The sequence below is a fragment of the Myxococcus sp. AB036A genome (assembly GCF_006547355.1).
Lineage (GTDB): Bacteria > Myxococcota > Myxococcia > Myxococcales > Myxococcaceae > Myxococcus > Myxococcus virescens.
Genome location: NZ_VHLC01000005.1, coordinates 88,729 through 115,595, shown reverse-complemented (window position 1 = coordinate 115,595; position 26,867 = coordinate 88,729). Strand labels below are relative to the sequence as shown.

The 26,867-nt window shown below is 67.8% G+C and carries 24 protein-coding genes; 10 read left to right on the top strand and 14 right to left on the bottom strand.

Annotated features, from left to right (window positions below; translation table 11 throughout):
* Positions 1 to 103 precede the first annotated feature (103 nt).
* Together FL344_RS03620 and FL344_RS03610 are read right to left on the bottom strand one after the other, a co-directional pair.
* Positions 104 to 631, bottom strand: a complete 528-nt coding sequence (locus tag FL344_RS03620) for a DUF1993 family protein (RefSeq protein ID WP_141617529.1) — start codon at positions 629 to 631, stop codon at positions 104 to 106.
* A gap of 771 nt (positions 632 to 1,402) precedes the next feature.
* The gene (locus FL344_RS03610) at positions 1,403 to 1,753 is read right to left on the bottom strand and encodes a calmodulin (RefSeq protein ID WP_141617528.1); all 351 of its coding nucleotides are present in this window, start codon (positions 1,751 to 1,753) and stop codon (positions 1,403 to 1,405) included.
* 565 nt (positions 1,754 to 2,318) lie between these two features.
* On the opposite strand from FL344_RS03610, the gene FL344_RS03605 reads away from it, so the two are divergent.
* A complete protein-coding gene (locus tag FL344_RS03605; RefSeq protein ID WP_141617527.1) occupies positions 2,319 to 3,641 on the top strand; it encodes an AHH domain-containing protein in 1,323 nt (440 codons plus the stop codon).
* 3 nt (positions 3,642 to 3,644) lie between these two features.
* Entirely contained in the window at positions 3,645 to 4,223 is a 579-nt protein-coding gene (locus FL344_RS03600) for a DUF1629 domain-containing protein (RefSeq protein ID WP_141617526.1), read from the top strand.
* A gap of 389 nt (positions 4,224 to 4,612) precedes the next feature.
* On the opposite strand, the gene FL344_RS03595 is transcribed toward FL344_RS03600, so the two are convergent.
* Entirely contained in the window at positions 4,613 to 5,203 is a 591-nt protein-coding gene (locus FL344_RS03595) for a hypothetical protein (RefSeq protein WP_141617525.1), read from the bottom strand.
* The gene (locus tag FL344_RS03590; protein ID WP_141617524.1) at positions 5,200 to 6,165 is read right to left on the bottom strand and encodes a 3-hydroxyacyl-CoA dehydrogenase family protein; all 966 of its coding nucleotides are present in this window, start codon (positions 6,163 to 6,165) and stop codon (positions 5,200 to 5,202) included. The genes FL344_RS03595 and FL344_RS03590 overlap by 4 nt, the downstream gene beginning before the upstream one ends.
* Positions 6,166 to 6,563: 398 nt before the next feature.
* On the opposite strand from FL344_RS03590, the gene FL344_RS03585 reads away from it, so the two are divergent.
* The gene (locus FL344_RS03585; protein WP_228564756.1) at positions 6,564 to 6,716 is read left to right on the top strand and encodes an NAD(P)-binding domain-containing protein; all 153 of its coding nucleotides are present in this window, start codon (positions 6,564 to 6,566) and stop codon (positions 6,714 to 6,716) included.
* A 131-nt stretch (positions 6,717 to 6,847) separates the two neighbouring features.
* Here FL344_RS03585 and FL344_RS38915 read toward each other — a convergent pair whose 3' ends face one another.
* The 8 genes from FL344_RS38915 to FL344_RS03545 all read right to left on the bottom strand — a co-directional run bounded on the left by FL344_RS38915 (position 6,848) and on the right by FL344_RS03545 (position 16,199).
* Positions 6,848 to 7,549, bottom strand: coding sequence for an ATP-grasp domain-containing protein (locus tag FL344_RS38915; RefSeq protein ID WP_228564755.1), 702 nt, complete (start codon positions 7,547 to 7,549; stop codon positions 6,848 to 6,850).
* Between the two features lie 130 nt (positions 7,550 to 7,679).
* Positions 7,680 to 8,990 carry a hypothetical protein gene (locus tag FL344_RS03575; RefSeq protein ID WP_228564754.1) on the bottom strand — a complete coding sequence of 437 codons (1,311 nt, stop codon included), beginning with the start codon at positions 8,988 to 8,990 and terminating at the stop codon, positions 7,680 to 7,682.
* 160 nt (positions 8,991 to 9,150) lie between these two features.
* A complete protein-coding gene (locus FL344_RS03570; protein ID WP_141589370.1) occupies positions 9,151 to 10,017 on the bottom strand; it encodes a sigma-70 family RNA polymerase sigma factor in 867 nt (288 codons plus the stop codon).
* 1 nt (position 10,018) lies between these two features.
* Positions 10,019 to 10,483 carry a carboxymuconolactone decarboxylase family protein gene (locus FL344_RS03565; protein WP_141589371.1) on the bottom strand — a complete coding sequence of 155 codons (465 nt, stop codon included), beginning with the start codon at positions 10,481 to 10,483 and terminating at the stop codon, positions 10,019 to 10,021.
* A 197-nt stretch (positions 10,484 to 10,680) separates the two neighbouring features.
* The gene (locus FL344_RS03560; protein ID WP_141617523.1) at positions 10,681 to 12,396 is read right to left on the bottom strand and encodes a radical SAM protein; all 1,716 of its coding nucleotides are present in this window, start codon (positions 12,394 to 12,396) and stop codon (positions 10,681 to 10,683) included.
* A gap of 156 nt (positions 12,397 to 12,552) precedes the next feature.
* Positions 12,553 to 13,905 (bottom strand): thioredoxin family protein, encoded by a 1,353-nt coding sequence (locus FL344_RS03555; RefSeq protein WP_141617522.1) that lies wholly within the window; start codon positions 13,903 to 13,905, stop codon positions 12,553 to 12,555.
* A 167-nt stretch (positions 13,906 to 14,072) separates the two neighbouring features.
* A complete protein-coding gene (locus FL344_RS03550; protein ID WP_194862977.1) occupies positions 14,073 to 15,413 on the bottom strand; it encodes a PQQ-dependent sugar dehydrogenase in 1,341 nt (446 codons plus the stop codon).
* Between the two features lie 294 nt (positions 15,414 to 15,707).
* Positions 15,708 to 16,199 carry a DoxX family protein gene (locus FL344_RS03545; protein ID WP_141617520.1) on the bottom strand — a complete coding sequence of 164 codons (492 nt, stop codon included), beginning with the start codon at positions 16,197 to 16,199 and terminating at the stop codon, positions 15,708 to 15,710.
* 707 nt (positions 16,200 to 16,906) lie between these two features.
* On the opposite strand from FL344_RS03545, the gene FL344_RS03540 reads away from it, so the two are divergent.
* On the top strand, positions 16,907 to 17,245 hold the full coding sequence (locus FL344_RS03540) for a hypothetical protein (protein ID WP_141617519.1): 339 nt from the start codon (positions 16,907 to 16,909) through the stop codon (positions 17,243 to 17,245).
* 168 nt (positions 17,246 to 17,413) lie between these two features.
* Here the strand turns inward: FL344_RS03540 and FL344_RS03535 are convergent, their stop codons facing one another.
* The gene (locus FL344_RS03535) at positions 17,414 to 18,334 is read right to left on the bottom strand and encodes a hypothetical protein (RefSeq protein ID WP_141617518.1); all 921 of its coding nucleotides are present in this window, start codon (positions 18,332 to 18,334) and stop codon (positions 17,414 to 17,416) included.
* Positions 18,335 to 18,445: 111 nt separating this feature from the next.
* On the bottom strand, positions 18,446 to 19,432 hold the full coding sequence (locus FL344_RS03530; protein WP_141617517.1) for an alpha/beta hydrolase: 987 nt from the start codon (positions 19,430 to 19,432) through the stop codon (positions 18,446 to 18,448).
* A gap of 95 nt (positions 19,433 to 19,527) precedes the next feature.
* Between FL344_RS03530 and FL344_RS03525 the strand changes: the two genes are divergently transcribed.
* From FL344_RS03525 to FL344_RS03495, 6 genes are all read left to right on the top strand, one after another.
* A complete protein-coding gene (locus FL344_RS03525; RefSeq protein WP_194862981.1) occupies positions 19,528 to 19,818 on the top strand; it encodes a hypothetical protein in 291 nt (96 codons plus the stop codon).
* A gap of 200 nt (positions 19,819 to 20,018) precedes the next feature.
* Entirely contained in the window at positions 20,019 to 21,542 is a 1,524-nt protein-coding gene (locus FL344_RS03520) for a hypothetical protein (protein WP_228564753.1), read from the top strand.
* A 504-nt stretch (positions 21,543 to 22,046) separates the two neighbouring features.
* Entirely contained in the window at positions 22,047 to 22,568 is a 522-nt protein-coding gene (locus FL344_RS03510; protein ID WP_141589381.1) for an RNA polymerase sigma factor, read from the top strand.
* Positions 22,565 to 23,299 carry a hypothetical protein gene (locus tag FL344_RS03505; protein ID WP_228564752.1) on the top strand — a complete coding sequence of 245 codons (735 nt, stop codon included), beginning with the start codon at positions 22,565 to 22,567 and terminating at the stop codon, positions 23,297 to 23,299. Before FL344_RS03510 ends, FL344_RS03505 begins: the two co-directional genes overlap by 4 nt.
* Before the next feature lie 31 nt (positions 23,300 to 23,330).
* The gene (locus tag FL344_RS03500; protein ID WP_228557784.1) at positions 23,331 to 23,870 is read left to right on the top strand and encodes a hypothetical protein; all 540 of its coding nucleotides are present in this window, start codon (positions 23,331 to 23,333) and stop codon (positions 23,868 to 23,870) included.
* Between the two features lie 58 nt (positions 23,871 to 23,928).
* The gene (locus FL344_RS03495; RefSeq protein WP_228564751.1) at positions 23,929 to 26,826 is read left to right on the top strand and encodes a CHAT domain-containing protein; all 2,898 of its coding nucleotides are present in this window, start codon (positions 23,929 to 23,931) and stop codon (positions 26,824 to 26,826) included.
* Positions 26,827 to 26,867: the final 41 nt, after the last annotated feature.

Genomic DNA, 26,867 nt, shown 5'->3' with positions numbered 1-26,867 from the left:
TGGAGGGCGCCACAGCGCGGACAGCCAATGACTGCGTCGGGACCAGGGATCATGACGTTGGAGTCCAAGTCCTCTTCTGTCATCGAACGCCGACGCCCTCGGCTCAGGCCGCTGGCTGGCGCAGGTAGGCGAACATGTGCGGGACGTAGTCGGCCTTGCCAAGCTGCACACCGTTGTTCCGCAGAATGCTGTAGGCCGTGACGAGGTGAAAGTAGAACTGCGGTGTCACCCAGTTCCGCGCGTATTCGCTGCCGGTCATGTCGAAGGCCATGCCATTGGGCAACTCGATGGACAGTTGGCGTTGTGCGCCTTCCTCTATCTGTGCCCGGTCAGCGCTCGACAGCAGTTGTAGCGTTCGCTCAATCAAAGCGTTCGCTTGTTCCATGTCAGCCGGCACGTCTAGCGCTGACAGCGGCTGCTGGCCAAGCCGCAGCACTGCTTCCTGCGCCTGGGTACAGGCGAACTGCACCTGGCTGGCCAGATTGTACATGTCGGGTGCCAGTCGCGACTGGAGCAGGTTCTTCGAGTCGCAGCCCAGCTCGCGAGCGTGCGCCTCCCCCTTCTTCAGGAAACCTTGCAACGCGCGCAGCATCTGCGCGAAGCAGGGAACGGTCATTTCGTAGATCGACATCGGTGCCACCTCCGTGAAGGATGACTCAACCCTAGCAGGCTTGATGCGCCCTGCCAGGCGCTCTGGCAGGCCCCTGTACTTGCGCATGGCCGCTCACGGCAGCCCCCGTGTCCGTCACCGTGGAGCCCCTCGGCTTCACCGTCCGGTCGAACGGAGGGAAGGTGATGGTGACGCGAGTCAAGCGGGGGGCGTGTCGCCGCCCGTATGGGAATCGAGCCCGGGATGCGAATCGAGCGCATCGACGCGCCTCGGCGGAGGTTCGCGCGCGGGCTCATCGCGGAGTTCTCCCGGGTCGACCTGCCCACGTGGGGCATGCTTGCGGCGCTCAGCCATGCGTGGTGGGGAGAACTCGGCCTACCGGGCCGGCGTTACTGCACCAAGGACGATCCGAGAACTCGAGAGCGTCTCGTCCACCTTCATGTGATGGCGACGGCTCTCGGGAGATTTCTCGGCACCTCGCGTTCCGCGACTACCTACGTGAACGGCCTGGCGTCGCCCGCGCCTACGAGAAGGCGCGATGCCAGCGCCGTCATCCGAACGACTCGCACGCCTGCTGCAAGGCCACATTCGGCAGTGCGTCAAGGCGGGTGAGCGAGGCACGAGTGAGGCAGGTCCGCCGAGGCGACAACTTCCCTGCCGACACAGGGGACCGGGGGCTCCGTTGCGAAGCTTGCGAACTGAGGGTGGCGGCTGCGGAATCAGCACGGTTGGTCTGGGACCTCGCGACGCCGTGAACTGCACACACCGCAGCCACTCGGCCGCCTTCTTACCTCAAGTCACCTCACGCGTCAGTTTGGAGTCCCACGGGCACCAGTGTCCCCCCGGCAGGAACGCGCCGCCCGCCTCATCCAAATGGTCCTCCACATATACCATGTTCGCGTCGCAGACCTCGATGGCAATCTCGAAGAACCGGATGGTGGCTGGGTCCAAATGGAATGAGAACTTCAGGTTGTATGGCTGGGTCCTCTTGATGATTCGTCCATGCACGTGAATCTCGTTTTTCTCTTCGCCTGAGAGAATCCTTCGTGCATGGGCAATCGTGTTTTCGTCCGTCAGTTCGATGATGAACTCGACGCCCGGTGAGCTTGGTTGGGTGAATGCGAAGCGGACTGGGTTGGCCATCCAGATCTCCTGTGAGTGAGATTGCGTACGTAGTCGAACGTGAATGTGAGTTCAAGTCCGTTGCCCGTGTGTGGATGATTGCGTTGTAGGGTGATGGGTGTGATCGGGATGGCCACACGTAATGGTCGAAGATGACCCTTGGTGGGTGTAAACGGATTCGTGCTTGTTGCTGTCGCCACTGCATCTGGGCATCGCGCTATACGTCGATTGAGCGAGTGAGCAGTGGTTTGCGTGGGGCTGCTCAATGGCCCACCCCGCATTGTGCAATGGCTTCCGACTTCCAGCTATGCCGCGCGTGCGCTTTGCCGCCCACCCAATGGGGTTCACCCTAATCGGAGAATTTTAGGGGCAGCCCACAGGGGGACGCCGATCAAGGTTCGTCGTATTGCCATAGGGGTTGCATTCGGTATTTCTGGAATGGGCCCACAAACAACTGTCGTGCTGAGCGGTGGGTCTGTGTAATTCACAGGGGTTGAGGTTTGTGACTTGGATGGCTGAGGTCGTCAGACCCGCCTGCTATGTCGCTTATCGCTTGTCAGTGTTCTGACGGCTGACCCGGGGCCACATGAGAGCATTAGGAATGGCTGCACTGTTGCTGCTTGCGAGCGGGTGCGCGTCGACTCGTGTCGTGCATCTGCACGCTGGGCGCGGAGAACCAATCGCCTTCACCCCAGTTGAGTCCGACCCTGTCGAGATAGGCAAAGACGAGTTCAAACGTGCTGTCGCGCAACTCGTGCTCGACATGAGGCTCGACGTCGCCTTCAGGGAGGTTGAAGAGGACGGTCGCCGCTCGTTGCTCGCGTCTTCCGGAGGGCTCGTTGACGGCGCAAAAGGCAGGTCATTTCCTTCGGCATACGAACGCATCTGCCAGCGGCAGGACGAGCCCCATAGCTGCCTGAGCATGCTGTCCGGTGGGTTTTCGCTGGGCCCCTCGGAGCGGCGGATGCTCGCGCTCTACTTCGCGCTCGACACGGTGTGGGAGGGCGTCGAGGACGCGATTCGCGACATGGTGAACCCTGCTGCTCTGCGGGCGATGGTGACGACGATGATTGGGACGGCGCTCGTGATGCTGGTCGCGCCCGAGCCCATTACGAAGGTCATCGCGATTGCCCTGACGGCCTCTCTCATCGCCTATCTCGGGACGGGGCCTGTGTGGAAGCTCGGGCAGGGGTTTCTGCGCTTGCTCGACGAATCCCGTGACGCAGCGGGCTTCGCGGACCTGGAGAGGGCCGGGCATCGCTTCGGGAAGGTGCTGGGGGACAACGGAGCCCGCGTTCTGGTGATCGTGGCGCTGTCGGCGCTGGGCGGGACGAGCGCGATGGCGGCACAGGGACCGAAGATGCCGGGCTTTGCTCAGGCTGCTTCCCGGGCGCAGCTTGAGGGGGGCTTCCAGCTATCGGGCGCGCTGGCGGGGGAGGTTCAGGCGATCTCGATTTCGTCGGCTGGGATGCTGAACGTGGCACTCGCACCGACGGCAGTTGCCTCAGTCGCGATGGGCGCAGGCGAGGGCACTGGGGCTGCGGTGGGCGCTGTCGGGGGAATCCGGGGCGACCCCGATGGCAATGTGCATCACATCTGCACGGATAAGAACACTGTTTCCGATGTGACCGGTGGCCCGTGGACGCCAGAGTTTGAGCGAATTTTTAGACGTGCGGGAATGAAGCTAGATGATCCCGAGAATCTTGTGCGAATCAGGGGGCATAAGGGGCCGCATCCGCGTGAGTATCACGAAGCCGTCTTCGAGCGCATTAATCAGGCGACAGGCCGATGCCGTGGAGTTGAGCGTTGCCATGCCTCGCTGGTGGAAGAGCTTGCCAAGATTGCTCGGGAACTCGTAATGGAGGGGTCGGAACTGCGCGTCCTCATCACGAAGGGGGCTCGGAATTAGGTCATGGAACGGCACTTCTATGGTTTGAAAATGGACGTGTATGTCAAGGGCGGGCGGTGGCGTCTCGATGATCCTGTCAACACGAGAGGAGAGCAAATCGAGGACCCTTGGCTATTCGTTCAAGGGAAGCCGGTCGAGCTACACGAGCGTTTGCGAATTCCGATCGAGCAACCTGGGGAACCACTCGATATCGGGTTTGCAGGAACTGGGCTAACGCCGGTTGTCAGTGAGCGAGTCGCGTCAGTGTTTCGCGAGATGGCCCCCGACGACGTGCAGCTTTTCCCGGTCGACGTGGACGGGCAGATAAGGCCGTTTTTTATTCTGAATATTGCACGAGAGCTTCGTTGCATTGACGAGGCTGCATGCAGGGAAGTGCAGAAGTTTTCTGCTGACGAAGAGCTTCACGCGGACCGGGCTGGCGAGTATCGCTCCGTCATTGGCTTGCGTATCGACAAGGCCAAGGTGACAGGGGCTCGCGTGTTTCGACTTTGGGGGTGGCCGCAGCCCATCATCCTTGACGAGGAGATCAAGGATGCCCTCGAGGCGAACGGCATCTTCGGTGGCAAGTTCGACGAGGTTTGAACCACCCCATCGCAGTCCATGGGCTCGCCCCGGCGCTGTATCCGTCCGGCCAACGACGCGCGGCGAGGGATTGCCGGGGGTGGCGGTAGCGGCGGGCGCCTTCGGGCATGTCGAAGCAGGTGGAGAAGCAGGAGTGGGGCCGCGTCGCGGAAGCGTTCGAGGCCAGTGGGCAGGCGCAGCGGGAGTTCGCGTCAGCGAGAGGCGTGCGACTGAGCACGTTACAGTCGTGGGTGTACCGTAGGCGACGGTCTGGGAAGACGCGAGCCGAGCCGGTGCGGCTGTTGCCGGTGCAGGTGCCGATGGCGCGCGCCGCGGCCGAGTCCTTGCTGGAGGTGGTGACGGCAAGCGGAGCGCGGGTGAGATTCGCCATGGGCACCGACGGTTACGGTTCACCGCTCCGGAGTCTCCACGCGGATGGCCAGCGCGCGACAGCCCGCACCGGCCTCCTGGTCATCGGGCGGAGCCCACGCTCCGATCGAGTGATAGAGCCGGCCCTCGCGTCTCTCCAGGTAGAGAATCATGTTGAGCGGCCAGCCGCTGCCCTGGAAGAGGTGTCGGTCCATGGGGGTGGGCTCCTGGCTGACGCGCAGGCCGCGCTCGTGGGGCGGGCCGATGCGGTGCCAGTCCGGGTGCAGGTGGATGGAGCCGAGCACTTCCAGTCCCTGGGCCTCAGCCTCGGTGGTGATTCGCAGCAACTCCTGCGGTTCGCACCAGAAGCCACGACGCCCATTGGCGTAGCAGGCACCAAAGCGGGGGATGATGGTGGTGTCGAACTCCTGGAGCACGCCCTCATCCGTCTCGCGGACGTTGGTTGCGAAGCGAACACGCTCCACGCGCATGGCGTCGCCGCCGACGCGGCCCAGCAGGACGGCCCAGCTCCGGGGCGGAACCTCCGGGGTGCACGTGGTGTACTCGCGGATGGCGTCCACCAGGAAGTCTGAGAGCACCGCCGAATCCAGCAGGACGGTCTCCGCCCTCATTCCGCCAGCTCCGCCGTGGGAGTGCGGAGGCGGCCCGCCGCCCGGTCCTCACGAAGCTGGGTGGCGAGGTGGCGGGCCATGCGCTCCTCGTAGGCGGCGGTGGACTCGGGCGTCCAGGTGTAGAAGCCCTGGCCCGTCTTCTGGCCCAGCTCGCCCCGCTCCACCTTCTGCGCGAGCACGGGCGGCACGGGGCGGCCGGTGCCGCGGAGGAGGGCCGTCATGAAGTCCAACCCCACCAGGTCCAGCCGGTCGAAGACACCCGAAGCGCCCAGGCGCCGTCCGACGCCCTGGGTGAGCACGCGGTCCACCATCTCCGGCGTGGCCACGCCCTCGTGCACCAGCCGGATGGCCTCGCCGATGAGGGCCTGCTGCAGGCGCGGACCCACCGAGCCCGGCACGTCCCTGGAGAACACCACCGGCGACTTGCCCAGCTCCTCAATGAACCGCCGCACCGTCTCCACTGCGTCGGGGGACGTCTTCTCGCCGGGGATGATGTCCACCAGCGGGATGAGGTGCGCGGGCAGGTAGTAGTGGGCAGAGAGGACGCGCTCGGGCCGCGTGCAGTCCTGGGCGATGGCCGTCACGCTCAGCGCGGTGGTGTTGGTGGCGAGCAGGGTGTCGGGGGCCGCGAGCTGGTCCAGCTCGCGGAAGAGCTGCCGCTTGAGGGCGAGGTCCTCGGGGATGGACTCGATGACCAGGTCCTGCTCCACGGCGGCCTCGGCGAGCACTGTGGTTCGGCGGATGCGTCCGAGCGCGGCGGGAGCCTGCTCCGGGGCGAGCAGGCCCGTCTCCACCATCAGCGATGCATCTCGCTCCAGCTTCGCGCGCGCCCGCTCGCTGCTGTCGGCGCGCGTGTTGTAGAGCACCACCTGCCTGCCGGCGATGGCGAGCTCGAGCGCGATACCGCACCCCATGGCGCCCCCGCCCACCATGCCAATCCTCTTCAGCCGCTTGTGTGTCATGGGGCACAGCCTTGCCAGCCCGCGCGGCAGAGACAACCTCTTGATGTGTTGCTGTAATTGTTCATGGCGCATGTGTGATTGATGCACCGAGCCATGCCGGGGGCGCTCGGGCGCGTCGACCTGGCCACCTGCTCCCAGCAGGGTCCTCCCCGTGGCGGCGGCACCCGTCATCTCAGCGTGCGCGTCCTTGATGCAGGGACGGGAGCGTTTCAGCACGAGTTCCCTCTCCCGTTCCCGGCCTTCTCCGTGGCCCGCGGAACGAGGCGCTCGTCATGCTTGCCAACGACATGCCCGCGCGCATCTTCGACCTGTCCACGGGCGCACTGCTCTCACAGGTGCAGGGGCGCGCGATGGAATGACGAGCGAGCCAAGGAACGCCTCATCAGGTTGCTCGTCCCATGAACATCGGAATCATCGGCGCAGGGAACCTTGGAGCGACCCTGGCGCGGCACCTCAAGGCTCTGGGGCATGACATTTCATTAGCGAACGCACGCGGCGTCGAGGGCGTCACTGCCATAAGCTCCCAAAGGCCCTGGCCGCTGCCGACGTGACGAAGGTCGCCGAGGTCCGTCAGCAGAACGACCTGCGCGTCAAGGCCATGTTCAGCCGCTGAGGCCTCCGCGTTCAACGCGACCCGTGGACGGGCGCGTAGGCCACGCGTCGCCCCTGGAAGTGAGGCGGCTCAGGCGCGCGTGGCTTCGGCGATACAGCGGGCGGCTTCGGCCGCGTTGCAGCCGTTGAGCCCAGCGCCCCACGCGGCGTTGGCTTCCAGGAGCGCCCAGCCCCGGCCCTCCACCCAGGCCGCGTCCAGCACGCACGTGCGAGGCAGCATGGGCGACCGCGCCACGGTGTCGAGGAACGCCCGTGCCTCCGTCAAGTCGCCGTCGCCCTCGTACAGCGCGCAGGTCACGCCGTGTCCGTTCAGCACCCACGCCCGGGCCTCCGCGCGCAACGTCACGACTTCCGAGGACAGCACGGGCGTCTCCGGTGCGAGGCCCCGGCACTCCGCGGTGAGCGGCTCCGGCCCGCTCCACACGGCCGCGCGGAAGACCTTGGGCACCCGCGGTTTGACGAAGCGTGGAAACGGCTCCGTGACGATGCGCTCCAGCGTGGAGCCATGCACCTCGCGCTTCAACCAGGCCGGGTCCACGTCCAGCAGCAGGTCATCTGGAGGCGACACGAGCGTGAGGCCCAGCTTCTGGGCCAGCACCAGGCAGAACGCGTCGTTGCCATAGAGGCGGGTCCTCGCCGGGGGGACGTCGGGCGGGCTCCAGAAGCGGTCCAGCCGCAGCACTGTGCCGCCCCCGAGTTCCCAGGCATGCGCGACGGCGTCCCGCTCCGGGTCCGCCTTCGCCGGAATGAGCAGGATGAGTCCATGGAACATCCCGGCATGCTACAGCGCGAGCGCGCTCATCGGGTGCACGGTTACACCATGACGAGCGCGATGACGCCGCCAACGTGCTCGCCCCGGACGATGAGTCAGCGGACCTACAACGCCTGACCCAGGGCGCGCGTCACGGCACGAGCTGTTCGACCGAAGGCGCGTGCGAAATGCGGATGGCTGGGATGTCCAAGACATCATCCTGCTTCACGCGGGTCCCCACGATGACCTGGTAGGGCGGTTCATCGAGCACGGGGGCACGCCCGTAGACGACGAAGTACTTGTCGTTGGCATAGGCCACGTTGCCGGACACGAGCTGGCGAGCCGCCGCGCCCCGGGAGATGGCGAAGCCGTGGCGGTCACGGACGTTCCCGTTCAGCTTCACCCGGGCGCCACGGACGCGGCCGGTGTCGGCCGTCAGCGCGCTCCAGGTGACGAGCACCTGGTGGCCCTCGGAGGCGACCTTGGGCGTGATGTCGCTCGTGCCCGAGGTGGCGATGGGGATGCCGCTGGGGTCCAGGACGTTCGCCGTCCCGTCCTTCACCCGGGCGCCGTAGATGTCGGGGGTGCCATTGCGTGCGTCGCTCCAGGCGACGAAGAAGCCCTGCTTCGTCGCCGTCACCGCCGAGAAGTTCTGATTGCCCGGTGCAGCGGAGATGACGAAGCCGTCCGGGTCGAGCACCGCGCCCGTGCGCCGGATTCTCGCGGCGAAGATGTCCTGGCCGCCGAAGCGAGAGTCCGTCCATGTCGCCAGATACCGGTCATGGGACCAGGCCACCGCGACGCCATAGGAGTTGATGGCAGACAACTGGTTGGAGATGAAGACCTCCTGGACGTCGAAGCCCGGCTTCGCCGTGTTCAGGGTGATGCCGCGGACCGCGCCAGTGGCGGTTCCGCCGAAGCCAATCCACGCCACCAGGCACTTGCGGTCGTGGCAGGCGATGCCCGGGGAGCCCGCGGGCTGGTGGTCGGTGGGGGTGAAGAGCGTGACCGGCGGGCCATCCAATGTCCCGTTCCGGTTGACACGCGTCAGGAAGATGGAGGTGTCTCCGGTCCAGACGACGAGGAACTGCCGGCCATCGAACGCGGTCGCATGGTAGTAGGCGTCGGGTCGAAAACCGGGGTTGAGGGGGATGGCATCCGGGTCCAGCAGCCGGCCATTCTTCGAGACGCGCGCGGCGTAGAAGCGGCCGGGGCGGCCGTCGGACCAGGCCACGAAGAACTGGTTTCCGTCCTCGGCCACCTGGGCATCCGTCGCGAAGGTCGGTGTCGTCCAGTTCGGGTAGGGCCCCTGGCTCCCCGGACCATGAAGCCCGGCCTCGGCGTCCTCTCTCGAAGGGGAGTTGCCTTCGAACAGCTCCGCTTCACCGCCACACGCCAGAGAGAGGAGCCCCCCGAGGAGCAACGCGCTCCAGCCACAAGCTTGCTTTGACAGTCCACGCATGATTCGCCCCCTTGCAACATCAGTCCGGCGGCAGGGTCCACGGCGGGGGCGGGTGGTCGCAACGCGGTATTCCTGCCGAAGCGGGCGAATGGACAGACGCCGGGCGCATCCATGCGTGCTTCGTCGCGCCTTGAACGAACGCCTGAAACCGTGGCCCCTGTCAGGGCGGCAGCTTGTCTCCCACGAGCCCGCGGATGCCCTGGAGCTTGTCGGGGTTGCGAGTGACGTAGATTGTGGCGATTCGGCCCTCTTCGATGCCCAGGGCCGTCGTCTGGAGCGTGCCGTCCTTCTCCAGGGTGACGAAGGCGGGCAGTCCGTCGATGAATCCCTCGTGCACCCGCTGCGAGGCGTTCACGCCCGTGATGCGCAGCAAGCCCTCGAAGAAGCGCAGCGTCTTCTCCTGACCGTAGATGGGGTTGAGGGCCGCCTTCACCTTGCCGCCACCGTCGGAGTACACGACGACGTCCTGGGCCAGGAGCGCCTGGAGCGCACCCATGTCCCCGCTCCGGGACGCGGCGTAGAAGGCCGAGGCCAGCTCACTGCCCTGTGCTTCCGACACGGGAAATCGCGGCCGAGCCTCGCGCACGTGGGCCCGTGCGCGGCTGGCGAGCTGGCGGCACGCGGCAGGGGCCCGGCCCATGGCCTTCGCCACCTCCTCGAAGTCCATGCCGAACACGTCGTGCAGGAGGAAGGCGGCTCGCTCCAGCGGGGACAGCCGCTCCAGGGCCATCATCAGGGGCAGCGTCAAGTCATCACCCTCCACCGCATCGACGATGGGCTCCGGAAGCCAGGTGCCCACGTACTCCTCGCGGCGTACGCGGGCGGACTTCAGGACGTCCAGACACAACCGCGTCACCGTGCGGACAAGCACGGCCTCGGCGTCGCGCACGGCGGCGCGGTCGGTCTGGTGCCAGCGCAAGTACGCCTCCTGCACCACGTCCTCTGCCTCCGCGACGATGCCCAGCATCCGGTAGGCGATGCGGAGCAAGCGGGGGCGCAGCGGGTCGAAGGCGTCAGCGGGATTCACGTCAGGCGGCCTCGGTGCGGGGAGTGGTGACGGGGTGAATGGAGCGGAACCCCACGGAGATGCGGTTCCAGGTGTTGATCATCCCGATGAGCAGGGTGAGATGCACGATTTCCTGCTCCGAGAAGTGCGGCGCGAGGGCAGCGTAGTCCTCATCGGACGCGTGCGTCTGGGAGACGTGCGTCAGGGCCTCCGTCCAGGCCAGGGCCGCCCGTTCGCGCTCGGTGTACAGGGGCGACTCGCGCCAACCGTCCAGCAGGTAGATGCGCTCCTCGGTCTCCCCATGTGCGCGGGCGTCCCGGGTGTGCATGTGGATGCAGAACGCGCAGCCGTTGAGCTGCGATGCGCGGATCTTCACCAGCTCCTGGAGGCTCTTCTCCAGGCCCAGCTCCAGCAGCTTCTGGCCGTAATCGAGCGTCAACTTCATCGCATCGGGGGCGACGGCGAACGCGTTCATCCGGGGCTTCATGGGCGGCTCCTGAGTGTCGTGCAGGGCGAAAGTGCCTGCGTTCAACGTCAGGACGACGCAGCCGGTGCCGCATGTGACATGGCCTTTTCCGGCCGATTTATTCGCCCCACCGTTCCCCGGGCGAGGAATCAGTCGAGCCCCGTCTTGCCGTCCGGGGCTCGCGAAGTCGCGTGAAGCCGTCCCCTCGGTGCGAAAGCTCACGCCGGCTGGAGGAAGCGTCCGTCCACCAGGTGGTCGATGACCTCTCGCGCGGAATGCGGGTCGAGCCGCGCCTTCGCGCCGAGCTTCGACACGGCGCTGGAGACCGTCGTGGGGTGCTCGAAGGCAGCCAGGGCGGCCAGGAGGATGGCGCCGTCCTCGCCCTGCGTGAGCGTGGGGTCGGAGAACCGTTTCGGGCTGACAGAAGGGGCGCAGCTCATCGTGATACCATCCACGGAGCGGAGGACCGTCACCGCCTCACCCGCGAGCTTCGCGGGGGCGCGGTGGCTGCCCAGCCACTCCCCCAGGGTGAAGCGCTGGGTCCAGGGAGCGGTGTTGCGCAGCCGCGTCCTGCCCTGGATGGCGACGCTCTTGCGCGTGTCGCGGTGCTTCCAGGCCAGCGCGTCCACCCGGTCGGAGGTGTGCTGGACCGCCGCCTCCAGGCCCGCGTCGCGGAAGCGAATCATCGGCACGGACACGTCACCGGGCTCGCGGCGCTCGAAGTAGTCGAGGAACTCCGCGAACGTCTTCGCCTCCGTCACCATGTCGAAGCGCGCGGGGTGCTGCGTCACCAGTGCCCCAGGCTGCGCCTCGAGCCGCTGGTAGCCCACCACGCAGTCCAGGCCGATGATGCGCTCCACGAGCCGCAATTCCTCCGCCAGGGTGGCCTTGCTCGCGAAGGGCAGGCCTCCGATGCCGGAGATTTCGATGTCCAGGTTGGGGTACTTGCGGCAGGCGTCGATGACCTCCAGCAACTCGCGGTCCTTCGCGCAGGGCTTGAGCAGCCCCCGGCCCATCTGCTCCAGCCGCTGCTGTTCGGAGAAGCACCCGATGTCGATGACCATGTAGACGCGCTGGAATGTCGCGGCCAGCGCCGCCACCAGCTCCACCCGGGGCACACCCCACAGGAAGTACGTGCAGCAGTGGCGGGAGAGGTCCACGCCCGCCCAGGTGCTGCTCAGGAAACCGGCGGTGCTGCCCGCGAAGTCGTAGCGCATCTGCCACGTCCGCCCGGCGATCTCCTGGTGGTCGCGGCGCACGTTCTCCTCGGCGCGCAGGAAGGGCTTCGCGCGCCCGAAGTCCGCCTTCTGATTGCCTCGCGCCCCGCCGCAATACAGGCAGTTCTCACCGCACCCCTTGCCGGGCGCGACCCAGCCGGAGAACGAGTGCTGGTCCATCTGGCTGAGGAAGATGTCGTTGAAGTGCGAGTAATAGATGTCGTCCGTGTTCGTGGCGCGCTGCACGTACTCCAGCGGCAGCCGGCGCGGACGGCCGTCCGGACTCCTCGTCACGACGTTGGGCGGCGCCTCCTCGCCATTGCACAGCGCCAGCAGTGGCACCTCGCCGTCGCCCAGCACGATGTGGTCGATGCTGTCGTAGCCGCTCAGCTCCTTCCACCAGTACGACGCGGAGTTGCCTCCCACGACGATGCGGATGGAGGGGTCGAGCCGCCGCACCGTCCTCGCGATGAGCAGCGCGCGGTCCACGTGGTGGAACCACTTGAGGCTGATGCCCACGAGCTTCGGGCGTACGCGGCGCAGGAGGCTCTCGAAGGTGCGTGTCACCTCGGCTTCGGTCTCATCCCCGTCGTACAGCCGCACGAAGGCCTCGATGCCGCCGCGCCGCAGGTAGCCCGCGAGGTACAGGATGCCGCACGTGGCCTCCCCCGTTCCCGCACCGACGAGGAGGACTGGAGAGAGCACACGACCACCCATGCGACGGACACCGGCCTTTCAGGAGACGGCGGGCAGCGTAGGCGAAACAGGTCAGGCTCGGGCGAAATGGTGTGGGCCCGTCCGCCTGGCCGCCCGTCCCCAGCCCGGTAAGGCGGAGCCCTCAGCGCCGAGTCATGGCGGCCTTCCGTTCGCCGTTCACTTCGGCGACGCACCGTTGCTCGCGCGAAGCCTCGCGAGGGTTCGTTCGAGGACCTTTCGCTGGAGATGGTCCTGCGGAATGCCTGGCGTCCGGTCCATTTCGCTCAATGCCTCGGTCAGCAGTCGCTCCGCGTGTGCCCGCTCGCCATGTGCCATGAGGATGCGCGCATGGCCCGCGAGCACAGTGCCTCGGGAGACGCCCTTGGCCAGGGCCAGGGCCCGCTTGCTCGCCGTCAGCGCCTCATCCTTCCTCCCGGCCATCAGGTACAGCGTCGCGAGCCGGGCTGGCGGGTTGTAGTCCCCGGGCAGCTCCCGCTCGCTGCGCTCCAAGAGGGGAATGGCGGCGTCCGGCTGGTCCAACAGCGCGGTGGCCATCACCCGATGCGAATCGAGCGCCGCGCGCTCCTCGGCCCCATTCGCGTGAGTGGCCTGGAGCTGGAGGAACGCCCACCAGGTCCGCGCCTGGTCGCGCAGCCCCGCTTCGTCCCCGGACGCCTCACGGGCCTCGCAAGCCAGCTCGTAGAGCGACGAGCGTTGAAGCGGCGTCAGCTCGGTCTCGGGAGCACCCAGGGCCCGGTTTGCTTCCTCGGCGAACTGGCCTCGCACCGCCCGCGCCTCATCGGTGTTCGTGTCCAGCGCGCAGCCCATGCCCACGTACAGCAGCCGCGTGCGATCGTCCGCGCGCGAGAGCTTCGGCAGCTCCCTCGCGGCCACGCGCATGCAGTCCGCGGAGGCGCCCGTGGCGGCCAGCGACTTGCTCCAGGACACGAGGGCGCCCGCGCGTCGCGCGTCCTCGGGGGCCAACTGCTCCAGGGCCCGCTGATAGGTCACCGCGGCTTCAACGTGCTGACCGGAGAGGGCGAGCGCATCCGCCCGGGCCAGCACCTCCGTGCCCAGGCGGCCTTGCTGGAAGGTCCGCTCGGATTGCTCGAGCAAGCCCAGGAACTGGGGGAGGGACACCGCACCCAACGAGCGCGCGAGGACGGCGCCCGTTTCTGGCTCCAGGACGAAGAAGGTGGGCCACGTGTCCACCGGGTATCGCTGGAGGAAGGCCATGCTGGTGTCCGCGTCCGTGTCCACCGCGAGCCAGACGAAGCGGTCCGCCCACTCATCCAGGGCGGAGGACGTCAGCACCGTGGCGCGCATGGACCGGCACGACTGGCACCAGGGGGCCCACGCCTCCACGAGGACGGGCCGCCGGCCCTCCCGCCCCGCCCGGAGCGCTCCCTCCCAGTCATTCTCCAGGAAGACGAGCCCTGCCTTCGCGGGAAGGGGGCGCTGCGGGGTGGCGGGAGGCGTCGCGCAGCCCCAGAGCAGCAGCAGGGCGCCGACGGCGAGTCTCATCGTCATGGAAACTCCGGGGTTGAGGGCTCGACGCGGGCCCCAGACACCCCGGGAGTTGGTGCGGTTCCGGAATGCGGACGGATTGGACGGAGAGGGGCTGTGTTGTGATCTCCGCGCCCCCCGAGGACCGAGTCGCTCGGGGAGCGTGGAGCAGGCCGTGGCCGGCGGTGACTTCAGCGCGGCGTGACCTTGAGCAGCTTTCCGTTGGTGGCGTCGGTGAGCAGGTAGAGGGCTCCGTCGGGGCCCTGCACCACCTCGCGGATGCGCACGCCCAGGTCCTTGAGGAGATGCTCCTCGCCCACCACGCGGTCATTCCGCATCATGAGCCGCACCAGCGCCTGGCTGGACAGGCCTCCGATGAAGACGTTGTTCCGCCACTCGGGGATCAGGTCCCCCGAGTAGATGGTCATCCCCGAGGGAGAAATGACCGGGTCCCAGTAGTACACGGGCTGCTCCATGCCTGGGCCCCGAGGGCTCTCGTGGATGGGCGCGCCGGAGTACTCCTCGCCATACCCGATGGTGGGCCAGCCGTAGTCCTTGCCGGCCTCGGGGCGGTTGAGCTCGTCACCCCCGCGCGGTCCCATTTCGACCGTCCACAGCCGGTTCTGGCTGTCGAGCGCCGCCGACAGGACGTTGCGGTGGCCCACGGACCAGATTTCCGGCTTCGCCCCTTCGGTGTTCACGTAGGGGTTGTCCAGGGGCACGGAGCCGTCGGGATTGATGCGGACCACCTTGCCGAAGTGGCTGTTCAGTTCCCGAGCCTGCACCCGGCCCGCGAGGATGGAGCGCTCCCCGAGCGTGACGAACAGCTTGCCGTCGGGGGTGAACACCAGCCGTCCCCCCGAGTGCAGCGTCGACTCGAGCGTGGGCATCATGCGGAAGATGACCTGGACGTCCTCCACGCGAGGCTGCGCACCGTCCACGAGCTTCGCACGCGCCACCGCGAGCCCATTGCCGCCCTGGCGTGGCTCGGAATAGGTCCAGTAGATGAGCTGGCTCTGCGCGTAGTCGGGGCCGACCTCCACGTCGAGCAGGCCCCCCTGGCCACGGCCATCCACGGAGGGCAGCCCCGCGACGGCGGGAGACTTCGCGCCCTGCGGCGTGACGATGTAGAGCGAGCCGGTGGGCTTCTCCGTCACCAGCATGCGCTGGTCTGGCAGGAAGGCGATGGCCCAGGGATTCCTGAAGCCCGAGGCAATCTCGGTGACCTGGATGGGCGTCTGCGTCTGGATGGCCGGGACGCGTGTCTGCCCGGGGAAGGCTGGATCGAACTCGGGCACGTTGGGCGGGCCCTGCGGGACCGGGGGGCCGGTGGGAAGCGGATCTTCTGGCGGAACACCCGCGTCGTCCGGCGGAACACCCGCGTCATCTGGAGGGACGCCAGCGTCATCCGGCGGGACGCCCGAGTCCTGCTGCGGGACGCCTGAGTCTTGGGGCGTTGGCGTGGGGTCTGGGGTCTGGCTGCAGCCAGTTAGGAGGGCGGCGACGATGAGGGGCATTGACAGGGTTCGCATGCGACTCTCTCCTGGGGGATAGAACGGAATTGAACATCGCGTGCCTCGAGTCGAGTGGAAAGCCCGCGCTTCATCCGGCGGCCGGGTCGTGCCGGACATCGGACAGAGGCTCGCCTCTCGAACGGAACACAGCACGCCATCGCCAATCGCTGTGCAGCGAGGCACCAATTGTATGGAGTGGCCGTAGTATCCCGTTCAGGGCGAAGAGGACGAGCCCGGGCTTCCTGCCTCACGAGCCCAGGGGCCGTTCTTCTCTCGGAACCAGGCAGCCAGGGGCCTGGCGGGAAGAGCGGGCTACGGTTCCGCGCCAGGGCGGCCTGAAGCCTTTGGCGACGTGGCCCGGCCCGGCAGGACGGCGCGGAGCCGCGCGTCGCGCAGCCAGAGCCCCAGCCAGAGCAGCGTCGCGACGTAGACGGGGAAGAGCATGTGGGAGAAGAGCGGGTTGCCGACCCGGACATGGGTGGCGACCGCGCCTCCGAGATAGCCCGTCCACAGGATGGCCCCCAGCACCGAGAGCCGGGGAATGAGATACACCGCGAGGCACACCAACTGAACGACTCCCAAGCCGAAGAGCACGCTCACGGGGTAGCCGAGCTCCACCGTTCCCTGCCGGGCCTCGGGAATCTGGAGCAATTTCCCGGTGGCATCGAACAGCAGGAAGAGGACGGCGATGCCGCTTAGGACGCGTCCCGTCCACAGGGCCTTCTTCGAGGAGGACTGCGCGCCCGACAGCAGGCGGGTTGCCGGGGTGACGTGCTGGAGTTCGGTAGGGGTCGCCGTGGTCATGGGGTTCTCCGTGAAGCGGTTTTGAGGGTTGGACCGCCATGGCCGCCGAAAATCATCGGTCGGTCGGAAAAAGATCGCGGGCCCTCCGCGCCTGACTGACCGCGGCTCAGTTGGGTGGGCTGGGTGGTGGAACGAAGTCCTCGCGGGAGCAGGCCTCCCTCGGTTCTGCGCGCTTCTGGCCGGCGCGCCACCATTCATCGCTGTGCAGGCGCGAACGTCATGCGCAGCCGTCAACCTGACGAATCCGGCGGTGTGGTTTCCGCCGGACGGGGCGCCGCCAATTTGAAGTCTCACGTGAGGCTGGTGCTCGTCACGACGCGGCACTCCTACCCATCAATAGACAGTCTCAAGCCGTGGGGCTTCGCGGCGTTGGGCTCTTCACGTGAGTAGCACTACGTGTGGTAACCGGCCGCGTTGGCGAGTTGAACGGGGCCCCATGGACATCGCTGTCCGTCTCGGGCGGAGGGAGAGGAGCTTGTCTCCATCCAGCGCGTCCTGCACCACGGGGACGCGCGCGGGGCTCGCGTTGCTGAGGTTCGGGTGGCGACGGGAAGCGGGGTTTCGGGAGCGGAGCACGAACTCGTCCATGCTCTGGAAATCGTCGCGCACGCTGTCAGTCATCGTGAGATGCGTGCCTCCCCACGTGGATGGCTTCCCCCCTGACCCGCAGTGTCCAGACGCGGGGTGGAGGTCTAGGATGCCGCGCCATGGGAATGTTCGTCATCGGGGCTTTCTTTCTGGCGCTCTTTGGCGGGGGCGTGCTCGGGGTCGTGTCACTCCTCATCCACCTGTTCGCGGTGAGAAAGGGGCGCGGCTCGTGGAAGTGGTTCCTGCTGATTTCCGGAGCCGCCACGGTGGTGGTGGGCGTATCCGCCTATCTGTGGATGTTCAGTGGCCCCAAAGCGTCGGGCGCACCGACAGGGGACGACTACGAGCGGATCATCCTGGGGGCAGCGCTCCTGGGTGGCTCGCCTGGGGTCGGGCTGCTCGCCGGACTGCTGACCTTGCTCAAGGGCAACGCACCGGCCCCCGTCTCGCCGACATGAGGGCGCCTGTCAGGGGGCCCATGCCGCACGCGGGGCCTCAGAAGGCGAGACGCGCTACGGCATGGGCTTCTTCCCCTACTGCGCCTCGGCGGGAGTCATGCGAGGCGCATGATACGAGCGTCAGTGCCGCGACATGGTCTCGCCTTGCGGCATCCGGAGCCGGCCTCGCTAGTAGGTGCCCCAGCGTGAGGGCAGGGGGCCACTCCACTGCGACCGAGTCCCGGGCGTCGTCAGCGGCGAGTCCCCGGCGATGCGCATGACGTTGGCGTCCGCGTTCATGTTGGACCAGTCCACAGCGATGTTGCGGCAGTACCGGTCACGGGCGAACCCGGTCTGGAGGTCATGCACACAAGGCGTCGGGTCCCAGACCCGGTCTGCCTGCAGGCGCTGGACCGCGGCGACGATGTTGGACGGCATCTCCCCGGAGGCTCGGACGAATGGAACGCCGTCAATGGGAGTGCCATCCGACGCGAAGAGTTCGAAGACCTTGCCGGAGTAGCTCAGCGAGCCCGGCATGCTGAAGTCCCATGCCCCGGCGGTGAATGGGGCGGCCTGGCCACAGGAGGCCGGGTTCCCAGGGGCATCCGTGCAGGCGCCGCGAAGGTGGAGGACCAACACCGCGCCCGTCTCCACCGTGTAGCCCTGGGGGAAGGTGAAGGTGAAGTCGGAGTTGGTGAGCTCCTTGAGGGAGATGCCCGTCAGTGAACCGCCGGTGACGGCCACCAGCTCGATGAGTTCCTGCTGGACGTACGGGTTGATCTCCGTGATGCGCAGCGAAGCCTCTGGCGCGGAACTCCCAGCATCTGTGCCCGAGTCCGGAGCGCCGGCATCGCCCGAGCCTGCGTCCACGCCACCGTCATCCGAGCCCGGGTCCGTTGAACCCGCGTCCACCCCGGAGTCTTCCACGCCTGCGTCGACGGTTCCCGCGTCGGGCAAGGCGGCCTGAACGCAAGTCTCCTCCACACAGACGATGTCCGGTCCGCGGGACGCGCAGTCGCGGTTCTCCGTGCATTCGGAAGAGGAACAGGCGGAGAGGACCGGGAGCAGGGCGAAGACCAGGACTCGTGGGACGCGGTGCGCATGGAACATGGGGGGATTTCCTGGAAGCAAGAGGGGGGAGCCGTAGGGCAACGATGACGGTGTGGCAGGCGCCTCAGATGCACGGCCCGCCAGCAGCGCGTTGAGCCAACTTCATTTTCATTACGGAGGACACGGGCTCATGGCGCCGCGGGCGAACATCCGTGCAATCCACGCATCGCGTGCCGCGATGCATGCGCGCGCCAGGTCGGACTGCGGGGCGATGTCATAGAAGCCATGGAAGGCTCCGCCCCAGACGTGCAGCTCGCACTCACCACCCGCCGACAGGATTCCGCGGGCATAGGCGACAGCTTCATCTCGAAACGTCTCCGCTCCTCCGACGTCGATGAAGGTGGGAGGCAGTCCGCTCAAGTCCGATGCTCGCGCGGGCGCGGAATACGGTGACACCTCGGGGCCTCCACAGCGGTCTCCCAGCACGGCTCTCCAGGCGGTCAGATTGCTGGTGCGGTCCCAGACGCCGACGCCATCGTATCGGTGTGCGGATTCCGTCTCGTTCCGGTCATCCAGCATCGGGCATTGCAGAAGTTGGCCCAGCAGCCGAGGGCCCTTCCGGTCCCGAGCCAGAAGCGTGGTGCCCGCCGCGAGCCCTCCGCCGCCGCTCCCGCCGAAGATGACCAACTGATTCGGATCAAACCGGAGCATGTCCGCGTTTGCCGCCATCCACGCCAGGCCGGCGTAGCAGTCCTCCACCAGGGTGGGCGCTGGATGCTCGGGCGCCAGCCGGTACTCGACGGTGACACAGACGGCATCATGGCGGAGCGCCCAATCCACGAGCGGCTTCGCCCCCGCGAAGCGGGTGCCCATCACCATGCCGCCGCCATGGATGTGATAGACGGCGGGACCGGGAACCGAGTGGCCTTGCCGGGCAATGACCGAGACCACGATTTCGGCGCCCTGGTATCCGGGGATGCTGTAGTCAACGCAGCTGACCTGCGCGTCGCCAATCAGCGTTTCCCGAGTCACATGGCTCAACCGGCGGAAGTGCTCGAGCTGCTCCAACGTCATCTGCAAGGGCACATACCCCTTCAGCGGCGGGAGGAGGGGGGCCAGTTGTGGATCGAAATCCGTCGATGAGGTCGGGCGAGTCATGCGCGTTCCATACCGGATGGGTGTGACACCCGCAAAGCGGCTGTCAGGCAACTGGCGGATGGGCACGCCCGCGCGGTGCCCCCTATTGTCCCCACATGCGTGCGTTGCGAGTGCTCCTGGCGTTCACGTTGGGGTGTAACGCCCCGATGCCTCACCCCATTACGGCCCAGGGCGCTCCGCCCGATGTCGGCGATACGTATGAAGCCTGTGGCTGCGGTTGTTGCCCGGCGGTGGGGCCGGTGTACGCGTGCCTCTACTGGACCCAGGGAGACAGCCTTCAGGCTGTCATCGCCAAGGACAAGGCGAAGAAGGAAGGACCGTTCTGCAAGGGGCCCGGCAAGCGCCCGGGATGCTCATTGGGGACGATGTACAGGTACTGCGACTGAAGGCACCGGTCCGTCGGTTGATGCGGTCAACCCGCGGAGCGCTTTCGAGCCCGGTTCTGGCGCCTGAACGCCTTCACCACGAAGTCCACGAAGGGGGGCCCGCGCCGGCAGATGCCATTTCTTGAGAGAGGGCCTATCGCCCCCCGGCCCGGCCTCTTAATCCACCCGAGGCAATGAGAGCGCATTCGCCCGGGGGATTCATGACGAGCATTGGTGAGCGTCTGCCTTCTGTCTCCGCGTCCAAGGTCCGCAGCATGGCGGACATGAACTCCGCCCGCGCGTTCGTGGACCTGCTCGGCTCGGTGATTCCGGCCCAGCGTGCCGCGCCGGTCGCGGCTGCCCGCCACTACAACATCGAGTCCCTGGGCCCTTCCAACGCCCTGCAGCAGGCGGCCCATGCGAGGGAGGTGCTCCCCTCTCTGCTGGGCCTGCTGACCGATGAGCGCATGGCGCGCTGCATCGATGAGGCCTACCGGGAAATCTTCCAGGGTGACCGGTGGCCGCGCGGACCGGAGCGGTCCAAGTGGCTGGGCTTCGCGCGTGAGCTTCGCGCCAACGACCCCAAAATCACCGCCGAGCAGGTCCGCGCCGCCATCGCGAACGAGCTGCGGCTCGAGCGGGACGGGCTGGATGTCGCGACGGTCGAGAACATCGACCTGTACATCTCCGGAGCCATCGGCTGGGTGACCTGGTGCTACGAGGGGACGTCGCGTAACGCCACCGAAGAAGACATGCGCCATTGGCGCGCCTTCGCCGCCGAGAAGAAGCGGGAGAACCCCGATATCCAGCCGGACGAACTCAAGTACGCCATTATCGACGCGGTGCGGGCGAAGGTGATGAAGATGGACTCGACGTCACCGGAGAACGTCGACAAGTTCATCGATGACGCCGTGAAGTGGGTCACGCTCTGCTACCAGGGCAAGGAGCGTCATGCCTCCCCAGCGGAGCTGACGTACTGGCGCGCCTTCGCGGCGGAGAAGCTGCGGGAGGACCCGGAGATGTCTCCCGTGGCGCTCAAGTACGCCATCACCGATACCCTCCGCGCGAAGATGACAGGCACGGACTCCGCGTCGCCCGCGAACATCGAACGCTTCATCGAAGACGCCATCGGGTGGGTCTCGATGTGTTACGAGGGCAAGACGCGCCACGCCTCTCCGGCGGAGATGGCGCACTGGCGTGCCTTCGCCACCGCGAAGCTCGCCGAGAACCCGAAGATGACGCCGGAAGAGCTCAGACACGCCATCACCGACGCCATCCGGGCGCAGGCGCTGGGGATGGACACCCTGTCTCCCGCGAACATCGATGGCTTCATCATGGAGTCCATTGGCTGGGTGTCGCTGTGCTACCTGGGAGCGTCTCGTGCCCCCACGGACGAGGAGATGCAGTCCTGGCGCGCCTTCTCGGCGGAGAAGCGGCGGGAGAACCCGGACATCACTCCGGAGGAGCTCAAGTACGCCATCCGGGATGCGGTGCGTAACGAGCTGACGGGCATGAGCAAGCCCGCGGTGCTCAACATCGAGCGCTTCATCCGGGAGGCCTACGAGTTCATGTTCCACGCCTACCGGGGGATGCCGGCGAACATGAAGCGCGAGCCGACGCCGCGAGAGCTGCACGAGTGGCAGCAGTTCGCCCGGGCCCGACTCCGGGAGGAGCCCAAGCTGTCGAGCGAGGAACTCAACTCCTACCTGCTCGACAGCCTGCGAACGGCGCTGGCCAACCAGTGACGGAGGCCGCTGCCTCGCGACCAGCGGTTTTCGTCCTGCTCGCCGGGCTGTCCGCGTCAGAAGTCCCTGTTGGTGCCGGTGCGCATGGCGGGGCCGCGGCCCGGTGGGTTTGCCACTCCAGGCGATACCACCGGGCCTTGTCGTAGCGCCCGACCCAGACGCACTCGCCGGAAATCGTACGGGTGAAGTGAGGGGAAAAAATCCCGCCCTCCGTTCGGGTGGCAAGACGCCCACGACGGCCCATTCCAATGCCACGCTCACTTGGGGACTCGACTCCGCCATGCGCCGGATGCGCCTCACCGACGCCGACACGCGGCCGCGCATCCTCGTCTGGGATGCAGCCCTGCCGTAGTCGTCCGGCCTCCCTGAATCGCGGAGCGCATCGCCTTCCAGGGGGCGCCTCACGTTTGCCACCTCACTTGCCGTGGGAGGGACCTTTCGATGACCATGAATGCACCTCGGAGGAACTTCCACGTGGAGCCACGACACAGGCCGGCACAGGCCATGGTCTCTCTCCCCTCGGACGTGCTGGAGCGGCTGCGAGAAGACCTGGCCCGTGCGGTGGCCCGGGTGTGTCCGCCCCGGATGGCCGATCGCCGCGATGACCTGGTGCAGACGGCCATGATGCGCGTCATGGAGTTGCAGCGGCGCGAGCCGGACCGCAGCCGGTTGACCTCCGCCTACCTGTACCGCGTCGCATACACGGCGCTGGTGGACGAGTTGCGCAACGTGTCACGCCGACGTGAGGTCCAACTGGAAGAGGTGGAGTCGCTGCCCGAGCAGCCGGTGGCATCGGGCGACCCGGAGAAGGCCGCGGGCGGCTCCCAGATTGCCCAGGCCGTGCGCGACTGTCTGCGCAAGCTGGTCCAGGACCGCCGGCTGGCGGTGACGCTGTTCCTGCAAGGCCACAGCGTGCCGGAGTCCGCGCGGTTGTTGGGCTGGGACGACAAGCGCACCGAGAACCTCATCTACCGCGGCCTGGCCGCGCTGCGCCTGTGCCTCTCCACGAAGGGATTCGAGCCGTGAGCGAGCGAGGACGCGACGAGACGAAGCCCGATGATGCCGCCGTAGAACGTCTGCGCGCCGCCGTGCGTGCCGAGGACCCGGTGGAGCGCGCGGAGGCGCCGGTGGATGCGGACCTCGTCTGGCGCGCGGTGAGCGGCGAGCTGCCCGCCGAGGAGCGCCGCGCGGTCGTCGAGCGTGTGGCGGCGGACCCGGCCTGGGCGGCGGCCTGGCGGCTCGCGAACGAGCTGACGCGCTCCGCCGCGGAGGCCGCGCCTCCCGTGGAGCCCCCAGCGGACAGTTCGCGCACCCGGCGCCGAGACGGTGACGCGCGGCAGAAGCGCCGCTTCCGCCTCGCGTGGAGCCAGCCCCTGTGGGGTGTGGCGGCGACCGCGGCCCTGGCCCTCATCGTCGTGGGCGTGGTGATGCGGGATGAGCCCGAAGTGCCGCGGCTGCGTGGCGGCGATGCGGCGGCGGTCGTCTCCCAGGTGCCAGAGGCGGTGCCTCTCAAGCGCGACGCCTGTGTGCTGCGCTGGAGCGGCGGTCCCGAGGGAACCCGTTGGTCGGTGCGGTTGTCCACGGAGGACCTGAGTTGGGTCCACCGCGTGGAATCGCTGGAGACGCGTGAGTACCGGGTGCCCGCCGAGGTGCTGGCGCCGTTGCAACCGGGAACGACGTTGCTGTGGCAGGTGGAAGCGCGGTTGCCGGACGGGCAGGTGCTTCGCGGCGCCACGTTCGTCAACCGGTTGGAGTGAAGCGCGCGGTCCGAAGTCCAAGGGCGACCTCATGAGAACGGAGCTGGGCATGAAGACACGGCGGTGGATGCGAGCAGGACTGGTGGCGCTCCTGATGGGAGTGGCCGGAGGGGCAGGGCAGGCCTGGAGCCAGTCGGTCCCCGTCACCCGCGCGGTGAAGACGGCCTTCAGCTACGGAGAGCCGCGCGACCTGGTGGTGGCCTCGGTGGTGGAGACGGGCGTCCGCACGGGCCAAAGCCAGACCGTGACGCTCCAGCTCCTCGACCACTCCGGTGTCGTCGTCGCGCAGACCACGGGGGTGGTGGACCAGGATACGCCCCTGCGCCTGACCTACCGGACCCCCTCCGAGGCCCCGGTGTTCGCGCGCGCCATCGCCACGGTGAGCGCGGAAACCCTCTCCGCGGCGGCGGTGACGGTGGAGCGTTGGTCCGTTGTGGAGCCTGCCTCCTGGACTGGAGCCCTCGTTTGCTATTTCGAGCTGGTTCCGATGCCCAGGCCTCCGCCCCCTCCCCCCGGGCCGGTGACGCTCAAGTGCGAGCCCGTCGACCCGCCGCCTCCGCCCACCCGCTGACGTGCCGCTCCGGAGGCACCGGTCCGAATGCAGCAACAGAAGGCTCCTCTCCTTCCTGATGGGGGCCATTCTCTCGGTGTGTCCGGCCCTGGCCTTCTCCGCGGCGTCAGGCCGTCCCCAGCCTCCCTCGCTCGAGTCGTGCCGGGCGCGCTTCGCCTCGCAGCCAGAGGGCCGCGAGGCGGCGATGTGCTTCTACCAGTGTGCCCAGGTCACTTCCGCTCGTGACGCTGTGGTGCGCGAGCTGACGGCCTTGATGGAGCGTCACCCTGAGCATGGCTGGCTGCCCCTGGTGCTCGGGCATGTCGGGATGCTGTCCAGCGGCAAGGAGGCGGAAGGTCCCTATCTTCGCGCGGCGCAGACGTTCCGCCGGCTCCAGGATGCGGAGGGCGAGGTGCTGGCGGCCATCAACCTGCGCGCCATCCTCCTGGCTCAAGGACGAACCGAGGAGGCCTGGGATTGGACGCGGCGCGTGGTGGAGGTGGCGAGCGCCTCCGGCCGGCCGGAGCTCCACGCACGCGCGCTCATCGTCGAGGCCAGCCAGCTTTATGAGGTGGAGCTCGACCTGGGCCGGGCCTTCCGTGTGCTCAAGCGCGCCGAGCCGCTCGTCTTCCCGGACGGCGCGGAAGGGCTGAAGAAGCAGTACCTGTCCGTCATGAGTACGGTGAGCGAGCGGCTGGGCCGGTTGGAGGAGGCCTCGGACGTCAATGCCCGGCTGGTGGAGTTGACCCGGAGCACTGGCGACCTCTTCCTGGAAGCGCATGCGCGCTTCACGCTCGCCAACGTCGCGCTGCGGCGGCTCGAGCGTGACCATGTGCCGACGGACCGGGCGCGAGCGTTGGTCCTGGCGCGGCAGGCCATGGCCGCCGCGGAGAGGGCGGGGAACCCAACGCTGGTGGCCCGGGCGGTGCGTCTCACGGCGGACCTGTTGGGAGACACCCCGGAGGAGCACCGTGAGGCGGTCGCGCTCCTGGAGCGCTGCATGGCGCTCGCGGAGTCGCTGGATTCGGACGAGCGGCGGCTGGCGTGTCTCTGGACGCGCGCGGAGCGGCGGGCAGGCGTGGACCCGGCGGGAGCCATTCAGGACTCGGAGGCGTCACTGCGACTGGTCTCCGAAGGAAACGACCCTCTGTTCCATGCGCTGGCCCTTCGAGGCCGCAGCACGGTGGCGTACCGGACACAGCCATTGCCCCAGGCACTGGAGCATGCCGAGCGCGCCCTGGACGCGCTGGAGGCCCTGCGCCAGACGCAGAGTGACGCCTCCAGCCAGGCGGAGCTGTTCGCGACGTGGGCCCGCGACTACCACCGGCTCGCGGGGTGGACGTTGGAGGCTGGCGGGGCAACGGGCAAGCCCGCCACGCTTCCCTTCAGGGAGGCTGTGTCGCGGGCCTTCGCCGTGAGCGAACGGCTCCGGGCGAGGACGTTGCTCGATTCCCTGGTCGCCTTCCGAGCACGCGCGGACTCCGGGGACACGCCCGAGCGCCGGGCGCAACGAAGCGAGGTGCAATCGCGGCTGGTGGTGGTCCAACGCCAGCTCTTGGACCCGTCGCTGACGAGCGCTGGACGCGAGGCGGCCCTGAATGAACTCCAGGCGTTGGAGCACCGCGAGCGGGACCTGCGCCCAGCGCCTCACAAGAGTGTGCAGGAGTTCGCCTCACTGGCGTCCGTGGAGGAGGGGCTGAGGGAGGACGAGGCGCTGCTGGTCTTCCTCGTGGGGGACGACGAGGACCTCTCCGGAACGTCGGCGGGTGGTGCGTGGCTGTTCGTGGTGACACGGGAGGGAACCCACGTCCATCGCATCCCCGAGCGTACGCGGCTCGCGGCGGCGGCCACGCTGTTCTCCGGGCTCGTCGAGCGCAGGGATGACTCCGAACGCGGCGCGGCGGTGGCGCTTCATGCGCAGCTGCTCGGCCCGGCGCTCGCGGGGTTGCCACCCACGGTGCGGCGGCTGCTGTTGGTTCCGGACGGGCCGCTGCATGACCTGCCCTTCGCCGCGCTGCGGGAGCGTCGGGATGGGCCACCCCTGGTCGCTCGCTACGAACTGGCCCTGGTGCCCTCGGCGAGCTTGTGGCGGCACTGGCACGGGGAGGCCCCATTCACGCCTGTCGGTGAGGCGCTGGTGCTGGCGGACCCTGAGTGGGCCCTGGGACAGGGTGTGTCGCGGCCGGCGGCGCGCTCTCGGGCTGGAATCTTCGACGAGGCCGCGCAGCTCGGCGCGCTGCCCGAGGCTCGTCGCGAAGGGCTCGGGGTGGAGCGAGAGCTGCGAGACACCCGCGTCGTCCCCCGGCTGCTGGTGGGCACGGAAGCCTCTGAGCGGGCGCTCAAGAGCGCGGACCTATCGCTGGTCCGGGTGCTGCACATGGCGGCGCACGCCGTGGTGGATGCCGAAGCGCCGGAGCGCTCCGCGCTCGTGCTCGCCCCGGGCGCGGAGGACGAGGACGGCATTCTCCAGCCGCGCGAAATCATCCGGCTGCATCTCGATGGCGCGCTGGTGGTGCTGTCCGCGTGCCGCAGCGCCTCCGGAGCGGTGCTTCCGGGAGAGGGCGTGCTGAGCCTCGCGCGGGCCTTCTTCGAGGCGGGCTCGAGCGCGGTGGTGGCTAGCTTGTGGCCGTTGCGCGACGCGGAAGCGGCGGACCTGGTGGAGCATTTCTACCGGCACCTGGCTACGGGCTTGAGTGTCTCCGCGGCGCTGCGGGCCGCACAGCTCGAGGCCATCGACGCGGGTCTGCCACCTGCGGCCTGGGCAGGGCTGGTGGTGCTCGGCGACGCCGCGCTGGTGGCCGCCGCGCCTCGCGAGGATGGTTCGCCCATGGTGTCTGGACTGGCTGGGGCGCTTGTCATTGCCGCGGCGCTCCTCGGGCTCCTGGCGTTGCGGCGCGGGGGCCGTTCAAGCACCGAACGTTCCACGCCAGTGGGACGCGCGGGAGATGCCCGAGGCCACCGATTCAGCGGTCGATGAGTTCGCTGGCCGCCTTCTTCACCTGCGCGTCGGCGACGAAG

What these genes read in the sequence shown, in the direction of transcription:
- FL344_RS03565 (WP_141589371.1), bottom strand. Translation starts at nt 10,483, where the DNA reads ATGAAGCCCCGGATGAACGCGTTCGCCGTCGCCCCCGATGCGATGAAG.
- FL344_RS03585 (WP_228564756.1), top strand. Translation starts at nt 6,564, where the DNA reads ATGAACATCGGAATCATCGGCGCAGGGAACCTTGGAGCGACCCTGGCG.
- FL344_RS03525 (WP_194862981.1), top strand. Translation starts at nt 19,528, where the DNA reads ATGCGTGCGTTGCGAGTGCTCCTGGCGTTCACGTTGGGGTGTAACGCC.
- FL344_RS03600 (WP_141617526.1), top strand. Translation starts at nt 3,645, where the DNA reads ATGGAACGGCACTTCTATGGTTTGAAAATGGACGTGTATGTCAAGGGC.
- FL344_RS03500 (WP_228557784.1), top strand. Translation starts at nt 23,331, where the DNA reads ATGAGAACGGAGCTGGGCATGAAGACACGGCGGTGGATGCGAGCAGGA.
- FL344_RS03560 (WP_141617523.1), bottom strand. Translation starts at nt 12,396, where the DNA reads ATGGGTGGTCGTGTGCTCTCTCCAGTCCTCCTCGTCGGTGCGGGAACG.
- FL344_RS03595 (WP_141617525.1), bottom strand. Translation starts at nt 5,203, where the DNA reads ATGAGGGCGGAGACCGTCCTGCTGGATTCGGCGGTGCTCTCAGACTTC.
- FL344_RS03540 (WP_141617519.1), top strand. Translation starts at nt 16,907, where the DNA reads ATGGGAATGTTCGTCATCGGGGCTTTCTTTCTGGCGCTCTTTGGCGGG.
- FL344_RS03535 (WP_141617518.1), bottom strand. Translation starts at nt 18,334, where the DNA reads ATGTTCCATGCGCACCGCGTCCCACGAGTCCTGGTCTTCGCCCTGCTC.
- FL344_RS03530 (WP_141617517.1), bottom strand. Translation starts at nt 19,432, where the DNA reads ATGACTCGCCCGACCTCATCGACGGATTTCGATCCACAACTGGCCCCC.
- FL344_RS03495 (WP_228564751.1), top strand. Translation starts at nt 23,929, where the DNA reads ATGGGGGCCATTCTCTCGGTGTGTCCGGCCCTGGCCTTCTCCGCGGCG.
- FL344_RS03610 (WP_141617528.1), bottom strand. Translation starts at nt 1,753, where the DNA reads ATGGCCAACCCAGTCCGCTTCGCATTCACCCAACCAAGCTCACCGGGC.
- FL344_RS03605 (WP_141617527.1), top strand. Translation starts at nt 2,319, where the DNA reads ATGAGAGCATTAGGAATGGCTGCACTGTTGCTGCTTGCGAGCGGGTGC.
- FL344_RS38915 (WP_228564755.1), bottom strand. Translation starts at nt 7,549, where the DNA reads ATGTTCCATGGACTCATCCTGCTCATTCCGGCGAAGGCGGACCCGGAG.
- FL344_RS03575 (WP_228564754.1), bottom strand. Translation starts at nt 8,990, where the DNA reads ATGCGTGGACTGTCAAAGCAAGCTTGTGGCTGGAGCGCGTTGCTCCTC.
- FL344_RS03620 (WP_141617529.1), bottom strand. Translation starts at nt 631, where the DNA reads ATGTCGATCTACGAAATGACCGTTCCCTGCTTCGCGCAGATGCTGCGC.
- FL344_RS03510 (WP_141589381.1), top strand. Translation starts at nt 22,047, where the DNA reads ATGGTCTCTCTCCCCTCGGACGTGCTGGAGCGGCTGCGAGAAGACCTG.
- FL344_RS03550 (WP_194862977.1), bottom strand. Translation starts at nt 15,413, where the DNA reads ATGCGAACCCTGTCAATGCCCCTCATCGTCGCCGCCCTCCTAACTGGC.
- FL344_RS03520 (WP_228564753.1), top strand. Translation starts at nt 20,019, where the DNA reads ATGACGAGCATTGGTGAGCGTCTGCCTTCTGTCTCCGCGTCCAAGGTC.
- FL344_RS03590 (WP_141617524.1), bottom strand. Translation starts at nt 6,165, where the DNA reads ATGACACACAAGCGGCTGAAGAGGATTGGCATGGTGGGCGGGGGCGCC.
- FL344_RS03545 (WP_141617520.1), bottom strand. Translation starts at nt 16,199, where the DNA reads ATGACCACGGCGACCCCTACCGAACTCCAGCACGTCACCCCGGCAACC.
- FL344_RS03555 (WP_141617522.1), bottom strand. Translation starts at nt 13,905, where the DNA reads ATGACGATGAGACTCGCCGTCGGCGCCCTGCTGCTGCTCTGGGGCTGC.